Source organism: Arthrobacter sp. TmT3-37 (assembly GCF_054510835.1).
In genome coordinates this window covers 98,513-119,751 of sequence record NZ_JBTNDU010000004.1, presented here as the reverse complement: position 1 = coordinate 119,751, position 21,239 = coordinate 98,513, and the positions used below count along the sequence as shown (strand labels likewise).

Here is a 21,239-nt window from a genome sequence, read left to right as displayed (position 1 = left end):
GCACCACTGATCCCGTTTCCGTGACAGCATGGAGACCGGGGCGGGAACCACCGCCTCCCGGACGATGGGTGCCGTACCCGGTGTGCGACAAGACGGCCCAGGGAGAGAATCATGGCCTGGATCGTCCTCGTCGTCTCCGGAGTCCTCGAAGCCGTATGGGCCACAGCCCTCGGCAAGTCGGAGGGCTTCAGCAGACTCGCGCCCACGCTCGTGTTCGGCATCGCCATCGTCGCGAGCATGGCCGGCCTGGCCTACGCCATGCGGACCCTGCCCGTCGGGACGGCCTACGCCGTCTGGGTGGGGATCGGCGCGGCCCTCACCGTCATCTATGCGATGGCCACCGGCACCGAACCCGCCTCGCTGCTGAAGATCGTGTTCCTGCTCATGATCGTCGGGGGCGTCATCGGGCTGAAGCTGAGCCACTAGCCCCGGCCCGGTCGGCGGCACCCGGACGGCCCCGCAGGAGCGGATGCTGCGGGACGCCGGTTTTCCTCTGCTTTTTCCGCAATGCCTTGAGGTGGGACCGTCCGCTTGCGCCAAAACTGAGCGCGACAGACCGGTTCAGTTGAGGTGCGTTCGGGAGGATTGAGGAAGGCTCAGCTGGGGGCCGTGACAAGGAGTTGAGCACTATGCAGAGCGACGAGACCCTGACGGCGATGGAGTTCGCCGGACTCTCCTCCTACGAGTCCTGGATGCACTACTGCAACATGGGAGGCTTCACGGACTACTTCGAGTTCGATGCCTACCTGCACGGCGTCTACGCCCTCGACGCGGGGGACGCCGACCTCGTCTCCCAGGCGGTCAACGAGCTCATCGACGACGTCACCCCCGGCGAGGACGCCCTGCTCTGCCGCGCCCCCTACTCCTGGACGCCCGCGCTGCGCCACCTGCCCGGGGATGCGGCTGAGTCCGAGGACGTCGACGGCCCGATCCAGGTACCGGTGGACGACCTCGTCGGCCCGCACTCGCCCACCACCTTCGGCTCGCGCTTCCTGACCGGACTCGACGTCAGCGCGCTGGCCGGCCGTCCCGGCATCCCGCTGCCTCCCGGCGCTCCGCTGGAACTGCTCGGCGAGATCCTCGACAGCGGCGTCATCGGCCGTATCTTCTCCGGCCGGCGGAACTAGCGCTACCGGCCCGGTTCCCGCTCGAGCGCCTCGTCGTGCTCGGCGTGCGCCCGGCGGATCATCTCCATGAACTCCGTCTCGTTGCGGATCAGGCGCTTGTACTTCTCGGGTAGCTTCCGGAGGTCCGCCTCCTCGGCGCACAGCCTCGCGAAGATCTTCTCCCGCTCGTCGATGTCCGTCTCGTAGGTGAGGTCCAGGTATTCGACGGCGTGGCGCTTGGCACCGGAGATGGCGTTCTTCGCCTTGCCCTTGGGGCTCAGCACGGAGGCCAGGACGGTCACGACCAGCACGCCGAGGATGACGCCCAGCGACAGGCCCGTGCTGATCTCGACGACGTCGACGTGCTCGCCGTTGTTGATGAAGGGCAGGTTGTTCTCGTGCAGCGCGTGGAGGATCAGCTTCACGCCGATGAAGCCGAGGATCACCGCGAGGCCGTAGGAGAGGTAGATGAGCCGGTCCAGCAGCCCGTCGATGAGGAAGAACAGCTGGCGCAGCCCCATGAGCGAGAACGCCGTGGCGGTGAAGACGATGAAGGTGTTCTGGGTGAGGCCGAAGATCGCCGGGATGGAATCCAGGGCGAACAGGATGTCGGTGGCGCCGATGGCCACCATGACGAGCAGCATCGGGGTCAGAACGCGCTTGCCGTCCTCGACCGTGAACAGCTTGTCGCCGTCGTAGTGCTCCGACGCCGGCAGGAAGCGCTTGGCGAGCCGGATGATCACACTCTCGTCGTCGTCGTGCCCACCGGGCTTGAGCAGGTTCCCCGCGGTCAGGAGCAGGATCAGGCCGAAGATGTAGAACACCCAGGCGAAGCTGTTGATGAGGGCCGCGCCGAGGAAGATGAAGCCGGTCCGGGCGATGAGCGAGAACACGATGCCGAACAGCAGCACCTTCTGCTGGTCCGCGCGCGGCACCCGGAAGCTCGACATGATGATGAGGAACACGAAGAGGTTGTCGACCGAGAGCGCCTTCTCGGTGACGTAGCCGGCGAAGTACTCGGTGCCCATGGTGGGCCCGCCGAGGACGAGGACGCCGACACCGAACAGCAGGGCGATCCCCACGTAGACGGAGGACCAGATCGCCGATTCTCGCAGGGTCGGGGTATGGGCCTTCCGCACGTGGAAGAAGAAGTCGAAGACGAGCAGGCCCACGATACCGATGACCGTGGCGGTCCAGACGAAGAGCGGTACTTCCATGCTGCAGGCCTCCTCGAAGCGTGGTGCCGGCGCGGTGCCGATGACCCGCGGATCCGGTGGTGCACGTAAGGGTAGCCGCCGCGCCTAGACTGGCGCAGTCCGTACCCCGATGACGAGGAATGCCATGAGCCCGATGATGCGCGCCGCGGTGCTTCGCTCCGCCGAACTGCCTGCTCCCTACGCCGGGAGCAACCCGCTCGCCCTGGAGACGGTTCCGGTGCCCGAGCCGCGGCCCGGCGAGGTCCTGGTGCGGATAACCCGGGCGAGCCTCTGCCACTCGGACCTGTCGGTGATCAACGGTTCGCGTGTCCGCCCGCTCCCCATGGCCCTCGGCCACGAGGCGACAGGCGTCGTCGAACGCGTGGGCGACGGCGTCACCGACGTCCGCGACGGCGACCACGTGGTCCTCGTGTTCGTCCCCGCGTGCGGAGCGTGCCGCGCGTGCTCGGCGGGGCGGCCGGCGCTCTGCTACCGGGGGGCGGAATCCAACGGGAGCGGGGACCTCCTGCACGGACCGGCCGTCCTGCGCACCACCGACGGCGAGCGCATCAACCACCACCTCGGTGTGTCCGCCTTCGCGGAGTACGCCGTCGTGGCCCGCGAATCCGTGGTGGTGATCGACCGCGACGTGCCCTTCGACGTCGCCGCCATGTTCGGCTGCGCCGCCCTGACCGGCATCGGCGCCGTCCTCAACACCGCCGCGCTGCAGGAAGGGCAGTCCGTGGTCGTCTTCGGCCTGGGCGCGGTGGGACTGATGTCGGTGATGGCGGCCGCCCAGGTCCCCGGGACCACGGTGATCGCCATCGATCCCCTCGCCGCCAAGCAGGACCTCGGCCTGCGCTGCGGCGCGTCCCTCGCGGGAACACCCGACGACGCCGCCGGCCTCGTGCGGGAGGCGACGGACGGTGGTGCCGACGTCGTCATCGAGGCGGTGGGCAGTGCCCGCGTGCTGGAGGCCGGACTGCAGCTGCTCGCACGCGGAGGTGCGGTGGTGTCCGTCGGCCTCCCGCATCCGGACCAGCAGATCACCGCACAGGCTCTCCAGTTCGCCGGCATGGGGCGGCGCCTGCTCGGCTCCTACATGGGTGACGCCGTACCCGAGCGGGACATCCCCGCCTACCTGGACCTGTGGCGGCGCGGCCTGCTGCCCGTCGAACTGCTCCACACGGATACGCACCCCCTCGAGGATCTCAACGAAAGCCTCGACGCGCTCTCCGAGGGCCGCGTGGTACGACGGATCTTCACGCTCGGCAAGTGATTTGTTGCCGTGGGGACCAAAACCCGGTCCGTGCGTACGATGACAGCTGCACGTCTATCCAGAGGAGAACGACAATGCAGCAACGCACACTCGGCGGTATCACCGTCAGCGCCCTCGGACTGGGCGGAATGCCCATGTCCATCGAGGGACGCCCCGACGAGGACCGTTCCATCCGCACCATCCATGCAGCGATCGACGCCGGGATCACCCTGATCGACACCGCAGACGCGTACCACCGCGACGCGGACGAGGTGGGCCACAACGAGGCGCTCATCGCGAAGGCACTGGCCACCTACGGTGCCGACAGCTCGTCCGTGCTGGTCGCGACCAAGGGTGGCCACCTGCGGCCCGGCGACGGCTCATGGACGCTGAACGGTCGCCCGGACTACCTCAAGGAGGCCGCGAAGGCGTCCCTCAAGCGCCTCGGCGGCGACGCCATCGACCTGTACCAGTACCACCGTCCGGATCCGGAGGTCGCCTACGAGGATTCCATCGGTGCCCTCAGGGACCTGCTGGACGAGGGCGTCATCCGCATGGCCGGCATCTCGAACGCCACCGTGGACCAGATCCGGCAGGCCAACGAGATCCTCGGCGGCCGGCTGGTATCCGTGCAGAACCAGTTCTCGCCGGCCTTCCGGTCCAGCGAGGACGAGCTGAGGTACTGCGGCGAGAACGGCATCGCCTTCCTGCCGTGGAGCCCCCTCGGCGGCATCAAGAAGGCAGGCGGACTCGGCGAGCACTTCACGCCGTTCCAGGAGATCGCCGACAGGCACGGCGTCAGCCCCCAGCAGGTATGCCTGGCCTGGGAACTGGCCCTGTCACCCACGGTTCTCCCGATCCCCGGCGCGTCGCGGCCCGAGAGCGTGCAGGACTCGGCACGCGCCTCGGACCTCGAACTCTCGGCCGACGAGATCGGGACATTGTCCGGCACGAAGTAGGCCCGTTCCCGCACACGGAGATGCCCGCACCCGCCAGGGGTGCGGGCATCCCCGTGACGTAGGGGTGCCGTTCTCCGTCGGGGCCGGACCGCCCCGGGAGGGCCCGCCGGCACCCGCCCCGACGACCGGAACGGGGGCTAGCGGCCGCCCGGCCCGTCCGGCTGCATGGCGACGGCGCGGACGGGAGCCCCGTCCGCCCCGGCGAGGGCGAGCGGCAGCACGGAGACGACGGGCTGGTCCCAGGTCACGGCAGCGAGACCTGCGAGGTTCTCGATGATCACGCCGCCGGCCCCGAGCAGTGCCGTGTGGAACGGCAGCCGTCCGCCGTTGCGCAGGGTCGAGTCGGGATTGAGGGTGTCCACGCCGACCACCGTGATACCCGCCGCGAGCAGCCGTTCGGCCACCTCGGGCGCCAGGACGGGGTGCTCCAGATAGTGTCCGCTGCCGAACCAGGCGGACCAGCCGGTATGGAACAGCACCATCGCCTGGCCCGTCAGGTCCTGCAGCTGGCCCTCCACGGAGGCCCAGGTGATGATCTCGTGCGGAGCCAGGCCGGTGCACCGCACGATGCGTGCCGGCCCCACCAGCCGGCCGAGGTCGATGTCGTCCACGGCCTGCCCGCCCGCGATCGAGTGGAGGGGCGCGTCGAGATGGGTGCCCGTATGGGACCCGGCGTGGAGCGAGGCCACCTGGTACCCGTCCTCGGCGACCGTCGCGACGGTGGTCAGGACGACCTCCGGATCACCCGGGTAGACCTGCATCCCGGTATGGACGGGCTGCGAGAGGTCAACGATCCGCACGGACGCCCTGCTCCTCCGGGAGATCCAGGAGATGGACACGCGGGTGCCCGTCGCGGCTGATACGTCGTGACGCCGCCGCCCAGGCGAAGTAGAGCAGGGCGGACAGCACGAAGGTCGGGATGGTCGCTCCGATCGGACTGGGGACGACATAGGTGAGGAGCAGCGATGCGCCGGCTCCGAGGAGCCAGACCAGGACCGCGGCCACGTTCACTCCCCCGGTGTACCAGTACTCACCGCCGCTGGCACGGAGGATGTCCCGGCCGTAGTGGCGGGAGCGCACCACGTAGTAGTCGACGATCATGATGGCGAAGACGGGGATGAACAGGGCGCCGATCACCGTCAGGAAGGCCGTGAACTGGTTCAGGAGCGCGAGCCAGGTGGAGCCGAGGATCGAGATGACGCCGAGCACGATCGCGGTCGGCAGGAACGTGACGCGCCGGGAGGGCACCATGTTCACGACGGAGGCCACCATGCCGTAGACCACCATGGTGTTGGTGGCCATGACGGACAGGAAGATCACGACGGCGAGCGGAGCACCGAAGGAGGCGACGATCACGGTGGGATCGAACGGCACGGCCTCCCCGCCGTCGAGCACCACGTAGCCGATGGCCGTCGCGCCGAGCGTCATGGCGAGCACGGTGGAGAGCATGTACCCGATCCCCGAACCGATCATCCCCGCCGACTGCGTGCGCGCGAGGCGGTTGAACTCCGCGGACAGCACCGTCCAGGAGATCGCCGTCGCGATCACGACGTCCAGGGCGGCGACACCCGTCCAGCCCGCTGCCGTGTCCTGCGGGATGGCGGCGATGTCCGCGGGGCTGTAGGCGAGGAACGCGGTGGTGAAGATGTACGCCATGAAGGCGAGGATCACGAGGGCGAGCCACGGCTCCACGCGGGCGATCCCGGTGTGGCCGAAGATCGCCAGGCACACCACCAGCAACTGGCACAGCACCGAGAAGAGGACGGGGCTCGAGAACCCGGTGGCCTGCTCGACGAGGAAGTTCACGGTCACGCCGGCGAGCATCGCCTGCACCCAGCTCCAGCCCATGAGCGTGATGACGTTCGCGGCCACCGGCAGGAAGGACCCCCGCAGCCCGAAGGACCCCTTTGTCAGGGACATCGTCGCCAGGCCGGTGCGCGTGCCCATGTTGCCCACCAGGACCAGCACCGAGCCGCCGATGAGCGTGCCCAGCACGATCATGGCGACGGCGAGCGGCCAGCTGATGCCGGGGACGAACAGGGTGCCGGTGAGGAGGGTGGTGACCACGAGGTTCGCGGCGAGCCAGATCATGCCCATCCGGGCCGTACCGAGCGTGCCGCGCAGTGGGCCGTAGCCGTCGGAGTTCCGGTCGAGGTGGTCCGACAGGCGTCGGTAGGCCGAGGTGGGAGGGGTTCCTGCCGTCATGGTGGTCTTACTTCCGGTCGTCGTGGGGGGTGGGGCTGAGGTGTTCGTGGACCGCCGTGATGGTGCCGTCCGAGCGGCGGAAGACGATCGTCTCGCGCTCCCGGGTGGTCTCCGACTCTCCGGCGGTCTCCGTGGTGGTGCGGACGTCATGCGTGAAGACCGCCACGTCCCCGAGCAGCTGCACGCGCCGGTCGCTGCTGGAGCAGTCCGTCACGCGCCACCCCGCATCGAGCCACGTCGACCACAGCTGCTCGTAGGCGGCCCTCGACCCGAGCCTGCGGTCCTCGGTGTGGAAGACGAAGGTCGCGTCCTCGGCGAAGCAGGCGAAGTATGCCTGCGTGTCGGTCGCACGGAAGGCCTCCACGAGGGCGTTGGCCGCGTGGAGCACGTCCTCCTCCGTGAGATGTGCATCGGTCATCGAGCGTCGTCCCTTCCACCGTCACCCTCGGGTTGCCCACAGGTGAACATTTGTTGTCCAGTGAGTGTGTGTGACGTGGGCGACGTTGTCAACGGAGCACGGCCTCGCCGTCGGCCGGGGAACGCCGGACGGCCTCCCCCGCATTGCTAGGGTGAGGGCATGTCACCGAACCCCGTCGCCCTCATCACCGGCGCCTCCCGCGGTATCGGCCGCGCCATCGCCGACGAGCTCGGCTCCACGCACCACCTGCTGCTCGGCGGCCGCGACCTCACCGCCCTGGCGGACCTGTCGTCGTCGTTCCCGTCCGCGGAACCCTTCGCGGCGGAACTGCGCGACGCCGGGCAGGTGGCCGCCGCCGTGGCAGGGATCCCGCGCCTGGACGTCCTCGTCCACTCGGCGGGCGTGCTCCGGATGGGGCCGGTCGCGGAACTGTCCGACGATGCCTGGCGCGAGAGCTTCGAGGTCAACGTGTTCGCGGTCGCGTCCCTCACGCGGGCGCTGCTGCCGGCACTGCGCGCCGCTTCGGGCCAGATCATCGCCATCAACAGCGGGTCCGGGTACACCTCCGGCGCCGGGTCGGCCGTCTACAGCGGGACCAAGTTCGCGCTGCGGGCCCTCACGGACGCGCTGCGGGAGGAGGAGCGGCCACACGGTGTGCGGGTCAGCTCCATCCACCCGGGCAGGGTCGCCACCGACATGCAGGAGGAACTGCATGCATGGGAGGGCAGGGACTACCGGCCTGAGGCATGGATCCGCCCGGACCAGGTGGCGAAGGCCGTCCGGCTCGCCGTCGATGCGACACAGGAGTCGGCGATCGAGACCCTCAGCATCCGGCCCTCCGGCATCACGCTCGGCTGACCCACACTCCAGCGGCGGCAGCCGACCGGCACAGGTCCTGCGTCCAGGGCCGCTAGCCGACCACTCGGGGCCTGCCGAACTGCGTCTGCACTCCCGGGGAGAACAGCACCGACTCCGGCGGACCCTCGACCCGGAGCCCCGCCGCACCGAGCAGTCCGTCGTCGAACTCGGTCAGCGTGGCCGGGTGGAGCGGCCAGGGGGAATGGGTGTTGGGGATGTAGATCGTCCGGCCGGCCAGGGTGCTGTGCAGGCCGAAGCGGGCGGTGAGTTCGAGGGACAGGACGTCATCCGCGGTGCGCTCCAGCTCGGGGCGGGCGACGAAGCGGGACGTCGCCTGCCGGCGGTACCGGACGACGTCGTACCCGTACTCCCGCTGCGCACCCCCGCCCCGCTGGAGCGGTGCGCATCTCGACCACACGTAGGGGATGCCGCCCGCCCGCGCCGCGAGCACCACGGCGAGGCGGGACGCGTCGAGGGTCACGAAGACCACGCCGCGCGTACCGTCCGGGCCCCGCGAGTAGAGCCGCACATTGATCTCGGTGAAGGACCCGAGATGGGGCACGGGCAGGCCCCGCCCGAGCCCGGCTCCGACCATCCGGAAGCCGATCAGTCCGACCCAGGACGAACCGTCCACCACGTCCGGGGTGACGCCGGGAGGCATGAAGCGCTGCACGGCGTCAGCGGCGATCCGCCAGTGCAGGAACACGGCATCCGCCCAGAACTGGTCCATGATGACGGGCGACGGCAGGTCGGGGGCGAGCTGCCAGCCGGGGTCCCGGCCGTCCGTGGTCATGACAGGGGCTCCCCGCACTCGTCGCGTTCCGCCGCGAAGCGGTACCACTCGGGCAGCGCGGCCGTGAAGGCCGAGCGGATGTCCGGGTCCTCGGCCACGGTCCAGTCCACAGCCGCGCCCACCTCGGGTTCCACCTTGTTCCACTCGAACCAGTTCACCATCCGCAGCTGCGGGAAGTGCTCGTGCACGGCCGGGTCGAAGACCTGCTCCCACCAGGCACGCTTGATGTTCAGTGTGCGGAGCCCGCCGATGTCATCCGTCACGAGCGCCGCGGTCTCCGGGATGGCGACGGGCTTGCCGTGGCCCACGCCGTAGTCCGCGTAGAAGTCCGGCAGCATCGATTCATCGCCGTTGCTGCCGCGGTAGGTCCCGGTCAGCTGATCGATGAACTTGCCATCCTCCGGCATCTCGCTCTCCCCCCACGGATAGGTGCTCCCCCAGTGATACAGGGACATCCCCACCCAGTCCACGGCGTCGTCGCCCGGGTAGTACGGCGCGTAGGGGTCGTCGAAGGCCGTCAGGAACCCGTCCGCGGTGGTGTCGAGCTCCGCGAACCCCGTCGCGCCGGGGAGTGCTTCGTAGGTGCCGCCCGCGAAGGGGTAGCCGCCGGCGTAGTTCGGCGCCCACATCATGGCGGAGCCGGGCGCGTCACGGTGGACGGCGTCGGCGACCCGCCGGAAGGCGGCGATGTACTCGCCGGGCTGCTGTCCCCACGGGTACCACGAGCCGTTCATCTCGTGCGCGAAGCGCACGATCACCGGGACACCATTGGTGTTGAAGTCCGCAAGCATCGCTGCGAGATCATCGGCATGCTGGCCGGTCACCGCCTCCAGGCCCTCCATCGGTTCGAGAGTCAGCAGCAGCGTGCCGCCGTTCTGCCGCAACTGTTCCGCGGCCGACGCGATCAGACCCGGATCCTCCTCCCTGAACGGGAAATCCGCGAACGTCACGGCGACCGCGGGACGCTCGCCGAGCTTGTCCGAGTACTCGGCGAGCGTCTCCCTGCCCCAGTCGAGGTTCACGCCCATGAGCGTGCCCTCCGTCGGAGCGAGTTTCCGCCCGTCGACGACCTCGCAGGGGACCGCCGAGGGATTGATGTTGCATGCGCACAGGGCAAGGAGGAGGAGCACGGTAAGCATCCGCGCAAGGTGTGAGACCACGGAGCCAATCTACAACCGGATCGGCGGCCCGGCGTACCACCCCCGCCGCCGCTGCTAGAACGCGTAGCGGATCCGGCAGTAGGGCAGCTCGGCCGAGGCCAGGCGGAGGAGCTCGTCGAGATAGCCCCGCTTCTCGTAGGCGATGTACCGCACGTTGGTGAAACCGTTCTGGGATCGCTTGGTCTCCTGCAGGTCCGGGCGCCAGAGGATCTCCTCGGCCTGCGGGTGCCAGCCGAGGTTGACCTCGTGCAGCTGCTGGTTGTGGGTGAGGAAGATGACCTCCGCGGCGAGCTGCTGCTTCGCCGCGGGCGAGAGCGACGCGTCGAGTTGGCGGAAGAGCTCCCGCCAGTCCTCCTGCCAGCCCGGCGTGATGATGACCGGCGAGAAGTTCACGTGCACCTCGTAGCCGGCGTCCACGAAGTCGTTGATGGCGGCGATCCGCTCCGCCACCGGCGTCGTGCGGACGTCCACCGTGCGCGCGAGTTTCTCGGGCATGAGCGAGAAGCGGATCCGGGTGCGCCCCTGCGGGTCCCAGGTCAGCAGGTCCCGGTTCACGTACTTGGTGGCGAAGGAGAGCTTGGCCGTGGGCAGCTCGCGGTAGAGGTGCACGAGGTCGCGCACGTTGTCGCTGACGAGCGCATCGACGGAGCAGTCGCTGTTCTCGCCGATGTCGTAGACCCAGGCGTGGTCGTCGCACTGGTTCGGCTCCAGCTTGAGGCCCTGCCGCGCGACGTGTCGTTCGAGGTAGCCGCCGATCTGGTCGATGTTGGCGAAGACGGTGATCGGGTTGCTGTACCCCTTGTGGCGCGGCACATAGCAGTACGCGCAGGCCATGGCGCAGCCGTTCGCGGTGGAGGGGGCGATGAAGTCGGCGGATCTGCCGTTGGGCTTGGCGGTGAGGGTCTTCTTGACGCCGATGATGAGCGCCTCGGTCTTGATGCGGACCCAGCGACGCACGTTCGCCTCGTCCCCGCTGAGTTCGGGGATGCGCCAGTGGCTCGCCACCTCGACGACGTCCGCCTCCGGCCAGCGCGCGAGGATCTCCTGGCCCCGGGGCAGCGCGGCAGCGGCCGGCTCGACATAGATCCTGCTGATCTGGAGCAGCTTGTTGGCCTGCAGCATGCAACCCTTCGTGTCGGTGGTGTGCGGCCAGAGTATCGGCCGCCACCGACACTTCCGGGCGGGAGCCGCGCGCCCCTAGAGTGGCAGGATCGGCGCCGCGGGCGCACCCGAGGGAAGGGAATGGTCATGGCGCAGCTCCTCACGCAACCGACGGAGGAGGATCCCCGGGCCTTCGTCGACGCGATCGCGCACCCGGTCCGGCGGGCCGACGCCGTCGTGCTCCTCGACCTGATGGGCCGTGCGACCCGGGAACCCGCCGTGATGTGGGGACCGACCATGATCGGTTTCGGGAGCTACCACTACAGGTACGCCTCCGGCCACGAGGGGGATGCCCTGGCCGTGGGATTCTCCCCGCGGGCGTCGGCGCAATCCCTGTACGGGCTGCTCGCCGCTCCCGGAGCGGAGGCGCTGCTGCCGCGCCTCGGCAGACACCGGCGTGGTGCGGGCTGCCTGTACGTGACGTCCCTCGCCGGGATCGACCTGGGCGTTCTCGAGGAGCTCGTGCTGCGTGGGCACGCATTCCTGGTGACCGGGGACTCCGCCTCGTCGGACCCGTCCCCGGCGGCATCGATGGGCTCAACCGCCGGCACGGTCGGCCCCGCGACGACGCCCAGGATCCGCACACCCCTGATCACGGGACCGCGGGGATCCCGGCGCCACGCGGTTCCCGCCGTCGAGGAACAGTAGTACACTAATTATCAGTACGCACCTATTCGTCACCGTCCGATCCGGAGGATCCTTGACCACCGACGACGACCTCCTGCTCGAGCGCCAGCTGTGCTTCGCGCTGTCCGTCGCGTCCCGGAGCGTGGTGGGCGCCTATCGGCCGGTCCTCGAGAAGCTCAACCTCACGCATCCGCAGTACCTCGTGATGCTCGCGCTGTGGGAGGAGAGCCCCCGCACCGTCCGCAGCATCGGACAGGCCCTCGCCATGGAGTCCGCCACGCTCTCGCCGATGCTCAAGCGGCTGGAGGCCCTCGGCCTGCTCACCCGGACACGCGTCCCGGGCAACGAGCGGGCGCTGGCGGTGGAGCTCACCACTGCGGGCCGGGACCTCCGCGCCGATGCCCTCGACGTGCCGGCGACCATGATGGAGCGGCTCGGCCTGACGCGCGAGCAGGTGGACAGCCTCAACGACGCCATGCACGGGATCATCCGGGCCACCGGCACCCACCTGCCGGCCTCGGCCGGCGGGCGGAGCACTCCGTGACCTCCCCCGCCCCCGTGGACCGACACCCTCGAAAGGATCTCCGATGACCGAGAAGCAACCGTTGTCCGCCCGCTTCATGACCGCCACGGGCAAGCTGCGGATGTTCTTCGGTCCCGCCCAGCGCGGCACCACCGAGGGACCGATCGTCTACCGCGACGACGAGGCGCAGCGGCTGCGTCAGGAGGAACTGCAGCAGTGGACCGTGGTGCGCAATCCGGACGGCTCCACCTACCTCACCACGCGCCGGGAGGAGTAGGCAGGGCCTCTCCTGCGCGGTGGCGGCAGCAGCGGCGCAGCTCCCGTCGCCGCCGCCGTGCGGGCCTTGATGCTACCGACCGGTAATTTTGTGGAATTCCTGAGCCCGAATCCATAGGGAACCGGTTCGGCGGGTGGCAGACTGTCGTAGTCAATCTTTTTCTGCCCGGGGGATTCAAGGGCGCCGTCTTGACTTAGAAGAGGTCTCGATCCATGAGCGCACAGCGCCCGTCTGCCAGCACGCCTTCCCACGCCTCCGGGCTGCCCAGAACCGCCCTCCGCATGGTGTCCGGCGGCCGCGGGCCCGCCACCGCCGCGGCCGACCACCTCGCCGCACAGACGCACGCAGCGCTGGAGACCCTCGAGGGGACCGTGGCCCGCCTCGCCCTGGCGCACCGCTCGTCGACGCCCGGCAAGGAGGGGCAGGTCATGGACGAGGAAGCTTTCGCATGGGTCCTGCAGTCCCTCGAGGACATCTCGGCGACCCTCCGCGGCCTGACCCTCGGACACACGGAGGACGACGCTCCCGTCGAGGCCGGGCTGCACGCGATGTGCGGATCGGCCTGAGCCACATAAAAAGGCGGGGCCCGATGGGCCCCGCCTTTCTGCGTCGACTCGGAAGATCCTAGATGGACTGGCGGGAACGCAGCCCGGCCCGGCCCATCGCGTCGGCGTAGGCCGACTGGATGTCCTTCAGCCACAGCTCCTGGTTCGCGGGGGTGCCCTTGAACGCCCGCTCGCCCGGCGAGCGTACCTCGTAGATCTTGAAGCCGCGCTTCATGATGGCGCGGTTCTCGAGCTTCATCAGGCGCCGTGCAGCTTTGTGCGCGTCCGCCCCGTGGGCGACGAGCGCCGAGGCCCGCGGAACCTGCTGGAGGAATGTCAGGAGCGGCTTGACCCCGTCGGAGATCTGGTCCATGGTGAGCGCACGCTCCTTGCCCTCGGGCAGGTACCAGGGGTAGGCGTTCCAGGGCATGACCGCCTCGGGCGGCAGCCCGACCGCCTCGTAGATCCCGGCCATGCGGATGGAACTCGGGTCGTCGTTCTCGAAGGAGACGAATCCCGACGGCAACGAGGAGCCCGGGCTCGAGAAGAGACTGACGATCTTGCATCCGTCGACATCGTGGACGGGGTCGATGTAGGGCACGGCCGACCCCGGTTTCGACTCGGCCAGCGTGTCGCACAGGCGGTTCACGTCCTCGATCTGGGGATCGTAGCGTTGTTCCCATTGCTGGGCCCGATACGTGGGATCTGCCATGCGCTGTACCAATTCCGCCTCCTCGCGAACGGCGCCAGAGGTGGCGCTAACGTGTCCGCAGGATTCCAGCCTACGCCAGTGCTCCGCCGACACCCCGGCCCCCGGGATCAGGACAGGGTGGAGGCGTACGGATCCCAGTCCTCGGGCAGCGGCTCGGCCGCGGTCGCCGTGCTCGAGAGCGGGACGAACTCGCCGGTCGCGATGCTCTCCGAGATCGAGACCATGGCGTCGAGCACGTGGTACGCCGTCTCGCCCTGGGCGCGGTGCGGACGGCCCTCGCGGAGGGCACGAGCCATCTCCAGCACGCCGCTGCCGCGGGTCGAGGTCGCACCGACCGCCGGGATGGTCTCCGGCTCCTCGGCTCCGGGTCGGGTCAGCATCAGGTCGCCGGTGAAGAAGTTCGGGTCGGGGAACGCGAGCGTGCCCTCGGTCCCCGTGACCTCCACGAAGCCCGCGCGCTTGAGGGGTGAGTCGAAGCTGAAGATGCTCTGCGAGGACTCCCCGTTCGCGAACTGCGCGATCGCGCTGACGTGCGACGGGACCGTGACGTCGAAGACCTCGCCGGCCTTCGGCCCCGATCCGATGGTCCGGGTGTCCCGGGATCTCGAGCCGAGGCCCGCCACCCTGGTGATGGCACCGAACGTCTGGACGAGTGTGGTCAGGTAGTAGGGCCCCATGTCGAACAGGGGCCCGGCGCCCTCCTGGAAGAGGAATGCCGGGTTCGGGTGCCAGGACTCGGGACCGGGCGACTGCATGAGGGTCAGCGCCGTCAGGGGGACGCCGATGTCGCCGCGCGCCACCATGCGCAGCGCGGTCTGGAGTCCTGCACCGAGGAATGTGTCGGGAGCACAGCCGAGACGGAGGCCGGCGGCGTCCGCCGTCTTCAGCAGGCCGAGACCGCTCTCGCGGTCCAGTGAGAAGGGTTTCTCGCTCCACACGTGCTTGCCGGCCTGCACTGCCGCCGTGGCCACCTCGACATGGGCCGCGGGGATCGTCAGGTTGACGACGATCTCGACGTCGGGATGGCTCAGCGCGTCCTGCACGCCACCGGATGACGGGACCCCGAACTCCGCGGCCCGGGCGGCCGCGACCTCCTCGACCATGTCGGCGACGATGTGCACCGTCACGTCGGGGAAGCCCGTGAGGTTGGTCAGGTACTCCTTGCTGATGACGCCTGCGCCGATGACGGCGACGCCGACCGGGCCGGTACTCATTTCTTCCCCTCGCTCAGGTATGCCAGGCTGTCGGCGACGGCGGTGAAGATGTCGCCGTCGAAGTCGTCGAGTTCCACGACGGCCGCCTCGAGGCCGGGGACGGCGTCGAGTACGTCCCAGACGCGCATGCTGCCCGAGCCGACGGCGACCTGCTCCTTGTCGTCCTTGGTCAGCGGGCCGTCCTTGATGTGGACGAAGCGCACGCGGCTGCCGAGGCGCCGGAGCAGCTCGACGGGATCCTCGCCCCCGACCGCGGCCCAGTAGGTGTCCACCTCGAGGACCACCTCGGGATCGAGGTGGCCGGCGAGGACCTCGAGCCCGGAGACGCCGTCGATACGCTCCTCGAGCTCGAACTCGTGGTTGTGGTAGCCCACGGTGATGCCGTACTCCGCGCCCTTCTTCGCCGCGGCGTTCAGCGCCCGGGCGGTGGCCTCGATGTCGGCGGCCGTGGTCCAGTGGGAACGCTCGACGTGCGGGTCGATCACCGTTCCGATGCCGAGCGTGCGTGCGGCGTCGAAGATCTCGTCCTGGTCGGCACGGAGCAGGGGCGCATGGCCGGACGGCGCGGTGAGTCCGTTGGCCGACAGCGCTTCGGCCAGCTCGTCCGCCGTGGCGACGAAGTTGTACGGCTCGACGGCGGTGTAGCCCAGCTCGGCGACGCGCCGGATGGTGCCCGGCAGGTCCTCCCCCATCGCCGCCCGCAGGGTGTAGAGCTGGAGTGAATACGTCACGGAGATTCTCCTCGCTGAGAACAGGGTGTACTGAACCGGTTCAGATCCTAGGTCGAACCTAGGTGATCACCCGGAGCGGGTCAAGGGGCGGGTGGCGCTATCGTGTAGGCCATGGCCAAGGAAACCATCGCCGGCCTGGCGAAGAGGCTGGGCATTTCGAAGGCATCCGTCTCCTACGCCCTCAACGGCCAGCCGGGTGTCAGCGAGCTGACCCGGCGCCGCGTCCTGGACCTCGCGGAGGAGCTCGAGTGGTACCCGAGTTCCTCCGCCCGCGCCCTGTCACGCTCGCGGGCCGGCGCGGTCGGGATGGTGCTCTCGGCGGATCCCCTGCTCATCGGGACCGAGCCCTACTACATGGGCCTGCTCACCGGGATCGAAGCGGCACTCGCGCAGGCGGACATGGCCCTGATGCTGCGGATGGTGGGCAAGGACCCGGCGCAGGAACAGCTCATCTACGAGCGGTGGGCCGGTGAGCGGAAGGTCGATGGCGTCGTGGTCTTCGACCACCTGCACGACGACCCGCGCCCCGCCCTGCTGACCCGGCTCGGGCTGCCCTTCGTGCTGCACGGCGCGCCCGGGACCGGCGCACCGCACAGGTTCGCAGGCACGACGACGGACCACTCCGTCGACGCCGCGACCATCGTCGACCACCTCCACGAGGGCGGCCATCGCAGGATCGCCCATGTCACCGGGCCGCACACCTTCCTGCACGAGGAGGAGCGGATCCGGGGGGTGCGGGAACGTGCGGCCGGGTACGGGATGCAGGTGGTGCTGCACGAGGCCACCTACGCGCTCGACGCCGGGCGCGACGCCCTCGTAGCGCTGCTCAGCGCCCCCGCGGAGCCGGTGACCGCGGTCGTGTTCGGCAACGACCTCATGTCGATGGGCGGCCTGCTGGCCCTCGGCGAGCTCGGGCTGCGCTGCCCGGAGGACGTCGCGATCGTGAGCTGGGACGACTCCCTGCACTGCCGGCTGGCCTCGCCCGCGGTCACGGCCCTGGCGCGCAACCCGGGGCAGCAGGGCCGGATCGCCGCCGAACTGCTGCTCGCGTTGCTCGACTCCGGGGAGGCCCGGACCCGCTCGATGCCGGGGAGCGACCTCGTGGTGCGGGCCAGCACGACTGTGCTCCCAGCCGGCCGGGCCTGACGGGCGGCACCTACGATGGGGCGATGGACACCGCCGATGCCCGCCCCCTTCCCGCCGAGCTCGATGCAGCAGCCCGAGGACTCGGGGTATCCCTGGTGCCCCGGGACGAGGACGGCACCTTCGACGACGCGGCGGCGGTCCAGGGCCTCACGAGGGAGGACGGAGTGAAGACCCTGGTGGTCAAGGTCAGCGGCGGGACGACCGTCTTCGTCCTGATCCCGGGGACGAGACGCCTCGACTGGTCCAGGCTCCGCGCGCTGCTGGCCGTGAACAAGGCCTCGCTCGTGCCGCCCGCGAGCGCCCTCGAACTCACCGGCTACGAGTCCGGGACCATCACGCCACTGGGCAGCAGGAGCGCCCTTCCCGTCTATGCCGACGAGCGGATCCGGGGACGGCGGATCGGCATGGGCTCGGGATCCCGGGACTTCCTGCTGTTCACGGACGCGGATGCACTCCTGGCATCCCTCTCGGCAACCCTCGGTGACATCACCACGGAGATCCCGGGAACCTGACGGCGGGCCTTCTCAGTCGAGGAGCCTGGCGTAGCAGACCGAGTGTGCCTCGCCCGCGTACAGGCCGAAGGCGGGAATACGGTGGTACCCCTCACGCTCGTAGAACCGCATGGCGTCGGGCTGCTCCGTGCCCGTCTCGAGCAGCAGCGTCCTGCTGCCCATGGCGAGCGCCTGCTCCTCGATCCGTCGGAGGATCGCCGTCGCGACGCCCTGGCCCCTGCGCTCGGGAAGCACATACATCCGCTTCACCTCGAGACCTCCGTCGCCGAGCGGGCGCAGGCCCCCGCAGCCGACGGCCGTTCCATCCGCTGCCCGGGCGACGACGAAGAAGGGCACGTTGTCCGCGGTAGGGGACTCTCCGGGCTCGTGGTCCTCGCTGCCGTAGCGCACGTGCAGTTCGGCCTGCTGGGCGTTGCGCAGCGCCTCGGCGTCGGGGGCGTCGAAGGGCACGCGTTCGATCGTCAGCTCCATGCAGGGCCTGTCCTCTCGGTGTTGTGGGCGCGGCGGCACCGTCGACCGGGACGGGTGTGTTCCGGCACGGCACGCCGTGATCCTACCGGCGCCTGCCTCGGGGGGTGCGGGTTACAGGGCGATCAGGGCTTCGATGATGTCGTACGTCTCCGTGCGCGTCGTGTAGTCCACCCGGACGTCGATGAGGCGGATGGTGCCCGTGGCGTCGGCGACGACCACCGTGGGGAACGGGATGGCTGCGGTGCGGTCCATGTTGGTGCCTGCGACGTCGATGCCCAGGGCTGCGCGTGCCGCCTCGGATTCCGCGCTGGGCACCGTCACGATCCCGAGGCGCGAGGCGAGGGCGTTGCCCTCGTCCGAGTACAGCTCGAAGCGCAGTCCCGCGGCGCGTGCGGCCGCGACGGCGGTCTCGGGGGCCTGGGGGCTGATCGCGATGAGCCGAGTCCCGAACGCCTCGACGACGGGGCGGAGCTCGCGCTGGTACGTCTTCAGCGCGATGCTGCAGTACGGGCACCACGAACCGCGGTAGAACACCAAAATAGCCGCCGCGGCCCCGAGCACCTCGCCCAGACGCACCTGGCGGCCGTGCTCGTCGTGCAGGACGGCATCGGGGAGCAGGTCGCCCGCGTGCGCCGTCCCCGGGGGGATCCCGGCGCGGCGGAGATCCTCCTGCTCACGGGCGAAGACCGCTGCGAGGGCAGGGCCGACCTGCGCCTCGAACGTCGGCCTGTACTCGTCGATCTGGAATGCGATGGTGTTCGTGAACGCCGGTCTCTGCTTCATCTGTCCCCCTCAACAACACCGCGGGTGCCTCGATCCCGCAGCAGGACCCATTGTGGTGCACGTCACCGCGAATTCCCAGAGCGCCGGTCCGTCCGCGTCATAGTCCGCACCGCCCGCCACCGCGGCGCACCGAGGACTGAGACCGGTTCCGCCCGTCCCACGAGGCCGGTTCCAGCGGTGCCGGCGGGCGATCCGGGCATGCTGCGGAAGACCTGCAGGAATCCTCTGGCATCCTTCAGGCGCCCCGCCACCGTCCGACGACGACCTCCGGGACAATGGTGGAGGAGCCCCGCCGCGGCAGGGACCTCCGGCGCCCGGGCGACCGCCCGGCGACAACGGCAAACCCGGCGCGAGCCGGGGACGCAAAGCCACGGGACCCCTGCGGTCAGCCGGGCTACCGAACCAGCTAGGTGCCGACCATGACTCCACCCGCGACTCCACCCGAGACTCCCCCCGCCGCTCCCCCTCCCGCTGCCGCTTCGGCACGGACCACCGCCCACCGGCTCCCCCTCTTCTTCGCCGTGATCTCGGTCCTGCTCCTCGGGCTGACCCCTCCCCCCGCGCAGGCCGCTGCGACGATCACGCTGGGTAGCGTCTCCGGTGCACCCGGTGCGTCCGTGTCCGTCTCGGGTGCGGGGTTCCCGAAACGGACCAAGGGTACCGTCGTCGCCGGAACCGCCAGGGTGGCCGTGACCACGACCGCCGGCGGCGCCTTCCAGGCGTCGATCGTCATGCCCGCCGCTGCGGGCACCGTGACCGTCACCGCGACGGCCGGGAACGCGGTCGCGACCGCCCGCTTCACCGTCGTCGAGCCCACCCCCGTGCCGAGCGGCACAGCCAAGGCGATCCGGTTCGGCGTGGGCACAAATGGCGGGCCGGCTGCCGGCGCGGAACTGGACGAGGTGACGGCCCTCGCCGGCGAGGCGCCCTCGATCGTCCTGTCCTATAAGGACTTCAACCAGCCCGCGCCCATCGCCGAACTCGACGCCGTCCGAGCGAGGGGCGCCGAGACCCTCCTGACCTGGGAGCCCTGGACCTGGGGCGGCGGCACCGCGCAGCCCGCCTACTCGCTGGACCGCATCGCAGCCGGCGACTTCGACGCCTACCTGCGCGAATGGGGTACGGCCCTGGGCCGGTGGGGCCAGCCGGTGTACCTCCGCTTCGCCCACGAGATGAACGGGAACTGGTACCCCTGGGCGGAAGGCGTCAACGGCAACGGGACGGGAGACTACGTCGCGGCCTACCAGCACGTGCACGACGTCGTCGCGTCGACCGGTGCGACCAACATCAGCTGGGTCTGGAACCCGAACGTGCCCTACTGGGGCTCCGTCCCCCTCGACGGTCTCTATCCGGGCAGCGGGTACGTCGACGCCGTGGCACTCGACGGCTACAACTGGGGCACCTCCCCGTCGGGGGGCAGCTGGCAGGAACCGGAGGCGGTCTTCGGCGAGGGGATCGCGCAGCTCCGCCGGCTCGCTCCGGGAAAACCCGTCCTGATCGCCGAGACCGCGTCCTCGGAGGTCGGCGGATCGAAGCCCCAGTGGATCACGAACCTGTTCGGCTACCTCTCCGCCCAGCCGGACGTCGTCGCCCTCGTCTGGTTCCACATCGCGAAGGAGTCCGACTGGCGCATCAACAGCACGGCAGCGTCAGCCGACGCCTTCGCGGCGGCGCTCGCCACCCGGCGCTGACTGCCGCAACGGCTGGCAGCGCGGGCACCACCAGGTCCGGCGGCGGCCCGGATCACCGGGGACCTCGGCACGGACGCACACGGTGGTGCCGCAGCGCAGGCACGGCTTCCCGGCCCGGCCGGCCACCCAGTGCTGCTCGCCCTTGCGCGTCGTGCCCGTGGTGACCTGATGGGCACCGGGCTGGACGGCGGAGAACCGCAGGCATCGTGCGCCGAGCGCCACGAGCGCGGGGATGTCGGTGTCGGCCACGGGGGTGTCCGGGTGGATGCCGCGCAAGAAGCACAGCTCGTTGGCCCAGAGGTTGCCGAAGCCGGCGACGTTGCGCTGGTCGAGCAGGGCCGCGGCGACCCGTTCGGCGGGATCTCGGCACAGCCTGGCGGCCGCCTCCTCCGCGGACCAGTCGTCGCGCAGCGGATCGGGTCCGAGGTGCCCGACGACATCGGCCTCCGCCCGCGTGGGCAGCAGGTCGACGACGGGAAGGTTCAGTCCGTAGGCGGTGGGGCCGTCCTCGACCTCGAGGATCACCCGTGCGTCGGGCAGCAGTGCGCGCGGCAGCTTCCTGCCCGCGGCGGTGACCGTCCACGAGCCCTGCATGAGCAGATGCGTGTGGAGGGTGAGTCCGCCGTCCAGCCGCGTCAGCAGGTGCTTGCCATGCGTCACGTGCTCCACCACCCGCAGTCCGTCCAGTGCACTCGTGGCATGGGCGGGGACACGCAGATCGCCACGGCGGAGGAGTCGCCCGTCGAGGGACCGCCTCAGCCGTGCCGCCAGGCGGAACACGCTGTCACCCTCGGGCATCGCACCTCCTGCTCGCTCCGGCATCCATCAGGGCAGGCTAGCCCCCGCCACCGACACCCGGCCCGGGAAGACCGGGCGCACGACCCGCCCGTGTC

25 protein-coding genes and 2 riboswitches are annotated in these 21,239 nt (G+C 69.9%); of the genes, 12 read left to right on the top strand and 13 right to left on the bottom strand.

Annotation, left to right across the window (positions count from 1 at the left end; translation table 11 throughout):
* Positions 1-34: 34 nt before the first annotated feature.
* Positions 35-102, top strand: a riboswitch (guanidine-III (ykkC-III) riboswitch).
* 9 nt (positions 103-111) lie between these two features.
* Positions 112-426: an SMR family transporter gene (locus ACX80U_RS07605; RefSeq protein WP_133081366.1), complete on the top strand. Its 315-nt coding sequence runs from the start codon at positions 112-114 to the stop codon at positions 424-426.
* A gap of 203 nt (positions 427-629) precedes the next feature.
* On the top strand, positions 630-1,127 hold the full coding sequence (locus ACX80U_RS07600) for a hypothetical protein (RefSeq protein ID WP_208740027.1): 498 nt from the start codon (positions 630-632) through the stop codon (positions 1,125-1,127).
* A 2-nt stretch (positions 1,128-1,129) separates the two neighbouring features.
* On the opposite strand, the gene ACX80U_RS07595 is transcribed toward ACX80U_RS07600, so the two are convergent.
* On the bottom strand, positions 1,130-2,323 hold the full coding sequence (locus ACX80U_RS07595; protein ID WP_133081368.1) for a TerC/Alx family metal homeostasis membrane protein: 1,194 nt from the start codon (positions 2,321-2,323) through the stop codon (positions 1,130-1,132).
* A gap of 136 nt (positions 2,324-2,459) precedes the next feature.
* Here ACX80U_RS07595 and ACX80U_RS07590 point away from each other — a divergent pair, with 136 nt between their 5' ends.
* Positions 2,460-3,581, top strand: coding sequence for an alcohol dehydrogenase catalytic domain-containing protein (locus ACX80U_RS07590; RefSeq protein ID WP_133081596.1), 1,122 nt, complete (start codon positions 2,460-2,462; stop codon positions 3,579-3,581).
* Positions 3,582-3,655: 74 nt separating this feature from the next.
* Entirely contained in the window at positions 3,656-4,519 is an 864-nt protein-coding gene (locus tag ACX80U_RS07585; RefSeq protein WP_459267978.1) for an aldo/keto reductase, read from the top strand.
* Between the two features lie 137 nt (positions 4,520-4,656).
* On the opposite strand, the gene ACX80U_RS07580 is transcribed toward ACX80U_RS07585, so the two are convergent.
* The 3 genes from ACX80U_RS07580 to ACX80U_RS07570 are packed head-to-tail and all read right to left on the bottom strand — an operon-like array spanning position 4,657 to position 7,142.
* Positions 4,657-5,319, bottom strand: a complete 663-nt coding sequence (locus ACX80U_RS07580) for a cyclase family protein (protein WP_459267977.1) — start codon at positions 5,317-5,319, stop codon at positions 4,657-4,659.
* Positions 5,306-6,724, bottom strand: a complete 1,419-nt coding sequence (locus ACX80U_RS07575; protein WP_133081371.1) for a cytosine permease — start codon at positions 6,722-6,724, stop codon at positions 5,306-5,308. Before ACX80U_RS07575 ends, ACX80U_RS07580 begins: the two co-directional genes overlap by 14 nt.
* Positions 6,725-6,731: 7 nt before the next feature.
* Complete coding sequence (locus ACX80U_RS07570; protein ID WP_133081372.1) at positions 6,732-7,142, bottom strand: YybH family protein; 411 nt, start codon at positions 7,140-7,142, stop codon at positions 6,732-6,734.
* 159 nt (positions 7,143-7,301) lie between these two features.
* On the opposite strand from ACX80U_RS07570, the gene ACX80U_RS07565 reads away from it, so the two are divergent.
* Positions 7,302-8,000, top strand: coding sequence for an SDR family oxidoreductase (locus ACX80U_RS07565; RefSeq protein WP_208740057.1), 699 nt, complete (start codon positions 7,302-7,304; stop codon positions 7,998-8,000).
* A gap of 52 nt (positions 8,001-8,052) precedes the next feature.
* Here the strand turns inward: ACX80U_RS07565 and ACX80U_RS07560 are convergent, their stop codons facing one another.
* From ACX80U_RS07560 to ACX80U_RS07550, 3 genes are read right to left on the bottom strand one after another with little or no spacing between them, the layout of a single operon-like run.
* Positions 8,053-8,793, bottom strand: a complete 741-nt coding sequence (locus tag ACX80U_RS07560) for a YqjF family protein (RefSeq protein WP_459267976.1) — start codon at positions 8,791-8,793, stop codon at positions 8,053-8,055.
* A complete protein-coding gene (locus ACX80U_RS07555; protein WP_459267975.1) occupies positions 8,790-9,953 on the bottom strand; it encodes a glycoside hydrolase family 26 protein in 1,164 nt (387 codons plus the stop codon). The genes ACX80U_RS07560 and ACX80U_RS07555 overlap by 4 nt, the downstream gene beginning before the upstream one ends.
* Before the next feature lie 54 nt (positions 9,954-10,007).
* A complete protein-coding gene (locus ACX80U_RS07550) occupies positions 10,008-11,072 on the bottom strand; it encodes a spore photoproduct lyase family protein (protein ID WP_133081598.1) in 1,065 nt (354 codons plus the stop codon).
* A gap of 129 nt (positions 11,073-11,201) precedes the next feature.
* On the opposite strand from ACX80U_RS07550, the gene ACX80U_RS07545 reads away from it, so the two are divergent.
* The 4 genes from ACX80U_RS07545 (at position 11,202) to ACX80U_RS07530 (ending at position 13,107) form a co-directional block, all read left to right on the top strand.
* Positions 11,202-11,762, top strand: a complete 561-nt coding sequence (locus tag ACX80U_RS07545) for a DUF1801 domain-containing protein (protein WP_459267974.1) — start codon at positions 11,202-11,204, stop codon at positions 11,760-11,762.
* A gap of 52 nt (positions 11,763-11,814) precedes the next feature.
* Complete coding sequence (locus ACX80U_RS07540; RefSeq protein ID WP_459267973.1) at positions 11,815-12,285, top strand: MarR family winged helix-turn-helix transcriptional regulator; 471 nt, start codon at positions 11,815-11,817, stop codon at positions 12,283-12,285.
* 43 nt (positions 12,286-12,328) lie between these two features.
* Entirely contained in the window at positions 12,329-12,541 is a 213-nt protein-coding gene (locus ACX80U_RS07535) for a hypothetical protein (RefSeq protein WP_133081376.1), read from the top strand.
* Between the two features lie 212 nt (positions 12,542-12,753).
* On the top strand, positions 12,754-13,107 hold the full coding sequence (locus ACX80U_RS07530) for a hypothetical protein (RefSeq protein ID WP_459267972.1): 354 nt from the start codon (positions 12,754-12,756) through the stop codon (positions 13,105-13,107).
* A gap of 58 nt (positions 13,108-13,165) precedes the next feature.
* Here the strand turns inward: ACX80U_RS07530 and ACX80U_RS07525 are convergent, their stop codons facing one another.
* The 3 genes from ACX80U_RS07525 to ACX80U_RS07515 form a co-directional block, all read right to left on the bottom strand.
* Positions 13,166-13,798, bottom strand: a complete 633-nt coding sequence (locus ACX80U_RS07525; RefSeq protein WP_133081378.1) for a uracil-DNA glycosylase family protein — start codon at positions 13,796-13,798, stop codon at positions 13,166-13,168.
* 107 nt (positions 13,799-13,905) lie between these two features.
* Positions 13,906-15,012 (bottom strand): Gfo/Idh/MocA family protein, encoded by a 1,107-nt coding sequence (locus ACX80U_RS07520; RefSeq protein WP_459267971.1) that lies wholly within the window; start codon positions 15,010-15,012, stop codon positions 13,906-13,908.
* Complete coding sequence (locus ACX80U_RS07515; protein WP_459267970.1) at positions 15,009-15,743, bottom strand: sugar phosphate isomerase/epimerase family protein; 735 nt, start codon at positions 15,741-15,743, stop codon at positions 15,009-15,011. The genes ACX80U_RS07520 and ACX80U_RS07515 overlap by 4 nt, the downstream gene beginning before the upstream one ends.
* A 111-nt stretch (positions 15,744-15,854) precedes the next feature.
* Here ACX80U_RS07515 and ACX80U_RS07510 point away from each other — a divergent pair, with 111 nt between their 5' ends.
* Positions 15,855-16,889: a LacI family DNA-binding transcriptional regulator gene (locus tag ACX80U_RS07510; RefSeq protein WP_459267969.1), complete on the top strand. Its 1,035-nt coding sequence runs from the start codon at positions 15,855-15,857 to the stop codon at positions 16,887-16,889.
* Positions 16,890-16,912: 23 nt separating this feature from the next.
* Complete coding sequence (locus ACX80U_RS07505; protein ID WP_459267968.1) at positions 16,913-17,401, top strand: aminoacyl-tRNA deacylase; 489 nt, start codon at positions 16,913-16,915, stop codon at positions 17,399-17,401.
* Positions 17,402-17,413: 12 nt separating this feature from the next.
* On the opposite strand, the gene ACX80U_RS07500 is transcribed toward ACX80U_RS07505, so the two are convergent.
* Together ACX80U_RS07500 and ACX80U_RS07495 are read right to left on the bottom strand one after the other, a co-directional pair.
* Positions 17,414-17,872 carry a GNAT family N-acetyltransferase gene (locus tag ACX80U_RS07500; protein WP_459267967.1) on the bottom strand — a complete coding sequence of 153 codons (459 nt, stop codon included), beginning with the start codon at positions 17,870-17,872 and terminating at the stop codon, positions 17,414-17,416.
* 111 nt (positions 17,873-17,983) lie between these two features.
* Positions 17,984-18,655 carry a peroxiredoxin-like family protein gene (locus tag ACX80U_RS07495; RefSeq protein WP_208740246.1) on the bottom strand — a complete coding sequence of 224 codons (672 nt, stop codon included), beginning with the start codon at positions 18,653-18,655 and terminating at the stop codon, positions 17,984-17,986.
* A 327-nt stretch (positions 18,656-18,982) separates the two neighbouring features.
* Positions 18,983-19,057: riboswitch (cyclic di-GMP riboswitch) on the top strand.
* Positions 19,058-19,074: 17 nt separating this feature from the next.
* Between ACX80U_RS07495 and ACX80U_RS07490 the strand changes: the two genes are divergently transcribed.
* On the top strand, positions 19,075-20,346 hold the full coding sequence (locus ACX80U_RS07490) for a glycoside hydrolase family 26 protein (protein ID WP_459267966.1): 1,272 nt from the start codon (positions 19,075-19,077) through the stop codon (positions 20,344-20,346).
* Here the strand turns inward: ACX80U_RS07490 and ACX80U_RS07485 are convergent.
* Complete coding sequence (locus ACX80U_RS07485) at positions 20,305-21,144, bottom strand: DNA-formamidopyrimidine glycosylase family protein (RefSeq protein WP_459267965.1); 840 nt, start codon at positions 21,142-21,144, stop codon at positions 20,305-20,307. The two genes, ACX80U_RS07490 and ACX80U_RS07485, sit on opposite strands and share 42 nt — an antisense overlap.
* Positions 21,145-21,239 lie beyond the last annotated feature (95 nt).

Coding starts and splice junctions, on each gene's coding strand:
- ACX80U_RS07595 (WP_133081368.1), bottom strand. CDS start 2,323: ATGGAAGTACCGCTCTTCGTCTGGACCGCCACGGTCATCGGTATCGTG.
- ACX80U_RS07570 (WP_133081372.1), bottom strand. CDS start 7,142: ATGACCGATGCACATCTCACGGAGGAGGACGTGCTCCACGCGGCCAAC.
- ACX80U_RS07495 (WP_208740246.1), bottom strand. CDS start 18,655: ATGAAGCAGAGACCGGCGTTCACGAACACCATCGCATTCCAGATCGAC.
- ACX80U_RS07530 (WP_459267972.1), top strand. CDS start 12,754: ATGAGCGCACAGCGCCCGTCTGCCAGCACGCCTTCCCACGCCTCCGGG.
- ACX80U_RS07490 (WP_459267966.1), top strand. CDS start 19,075: ATGACTCCACCCGCGACTCCACCCGAGACTCCCCCCGCCGCTCCCCCT.
- ACX80U_RS07590 (WP_133081596.1), top strand. CDS start 2,460: ATGCGCGCCGCGGTGCTTCGCTCCGCCGAACTGCCTGCTCCCTACGCC.
- ACX80U_RS07560 (WP_459267976.1), bottom strand. CDS start 8,793: ATGACCACGGACGGCCGGGACCCCGGCTGGCAGCTCGCCCCCGACCTG.
- ACX80U_RS07585 (WP_459267978.1), top strand. CDS start 3,656: ATGCAGCAACGCACACTCGGCGGTATCACCGTCAGCGCCCTCGGACTG.
- ACX80U_RS07565 (WP_208740057.1), top strand. CDS start 7,302: ATGTCACCGAACCCCGTCGCCCTCATCACCGGCGCCTCCCGCGGTATC.
- ACX80U_RS07575 (WP_133081371.1), bottom strand. CDS start 6,724: ATGACGGCAGGAACCCCTCCCACCTCGGCCTACCGACGCCTGTCGGAC.
- ACX80U_RS07520 (WP_459267971.1), bottom strand. CDS start 15,012: ATGAGTACCGGCCCGGTCGGCGTCGCCGTCATCGGCGCAGGCGTCATC.
- ACX80U_RS07525 (WP_133081378.1), bottom strand. CDS start 13,798: ATGGCAGATCCCACGTATCGGGCCCAGCAATGGGAACAACGCTACGAT.
- ACX80U_RS07605 (WP_133081366.1), top strand. CDS start 112: ATGGCCTGGATCGTCCTCGTCGTCTCCGGAGTCCTCGAAGCCGTATGG.
- ACX80U_RS07535 (WP_133081376.1), top strand. CDS start 12,329: ATGACCGAGAAGCAACCGTTGTCCGCCCGCTTCATGACCGCCACGGGC.
- ACX80U_RS07505 (WP_459267968.1), top strand. CDS start 16,913: ATGGACACCGCCGATGCCCGCCCCCTTCCCGCCGAGCTCGATGCAGCA.
- ACX80U_RS07545 (WP_459267974.1), top strand. CDS start 11,202: ATGGCGCAGCTCCTCACGCAACCGACGGAGGAGGATCCCCGGGCCTTC.
- ACX80U_RS07500 (WP_459267967.1), bottom strand. CDS start 17,872: ATGGAGCTGACGATCGAACGCGTGCCCTTCGACGCCCCCGACGCCGAG.
- ACX80U_RS07485 (WP_459267965.1), bottom strand. CDS start 21,144: ATGCCCGAGGGTGACAGCGTGTTCCGCCTGGCGGCACGGCTGAGGCGG.
- ACX80U_RS07600 (WP_208740027.1), top strand. CDS start 630: ATGCAGAGCGACGAGACCCTGACGGCGATGGAGTTCGCCGGACTCTCC.
- ACX80U_RS07510 (WP_459267969.1), top strand. CDS start 15,855: ATGGCCAAGGAAACCATCGCCGGCCTGGCGAAGAGGCTGGGCATTTCG.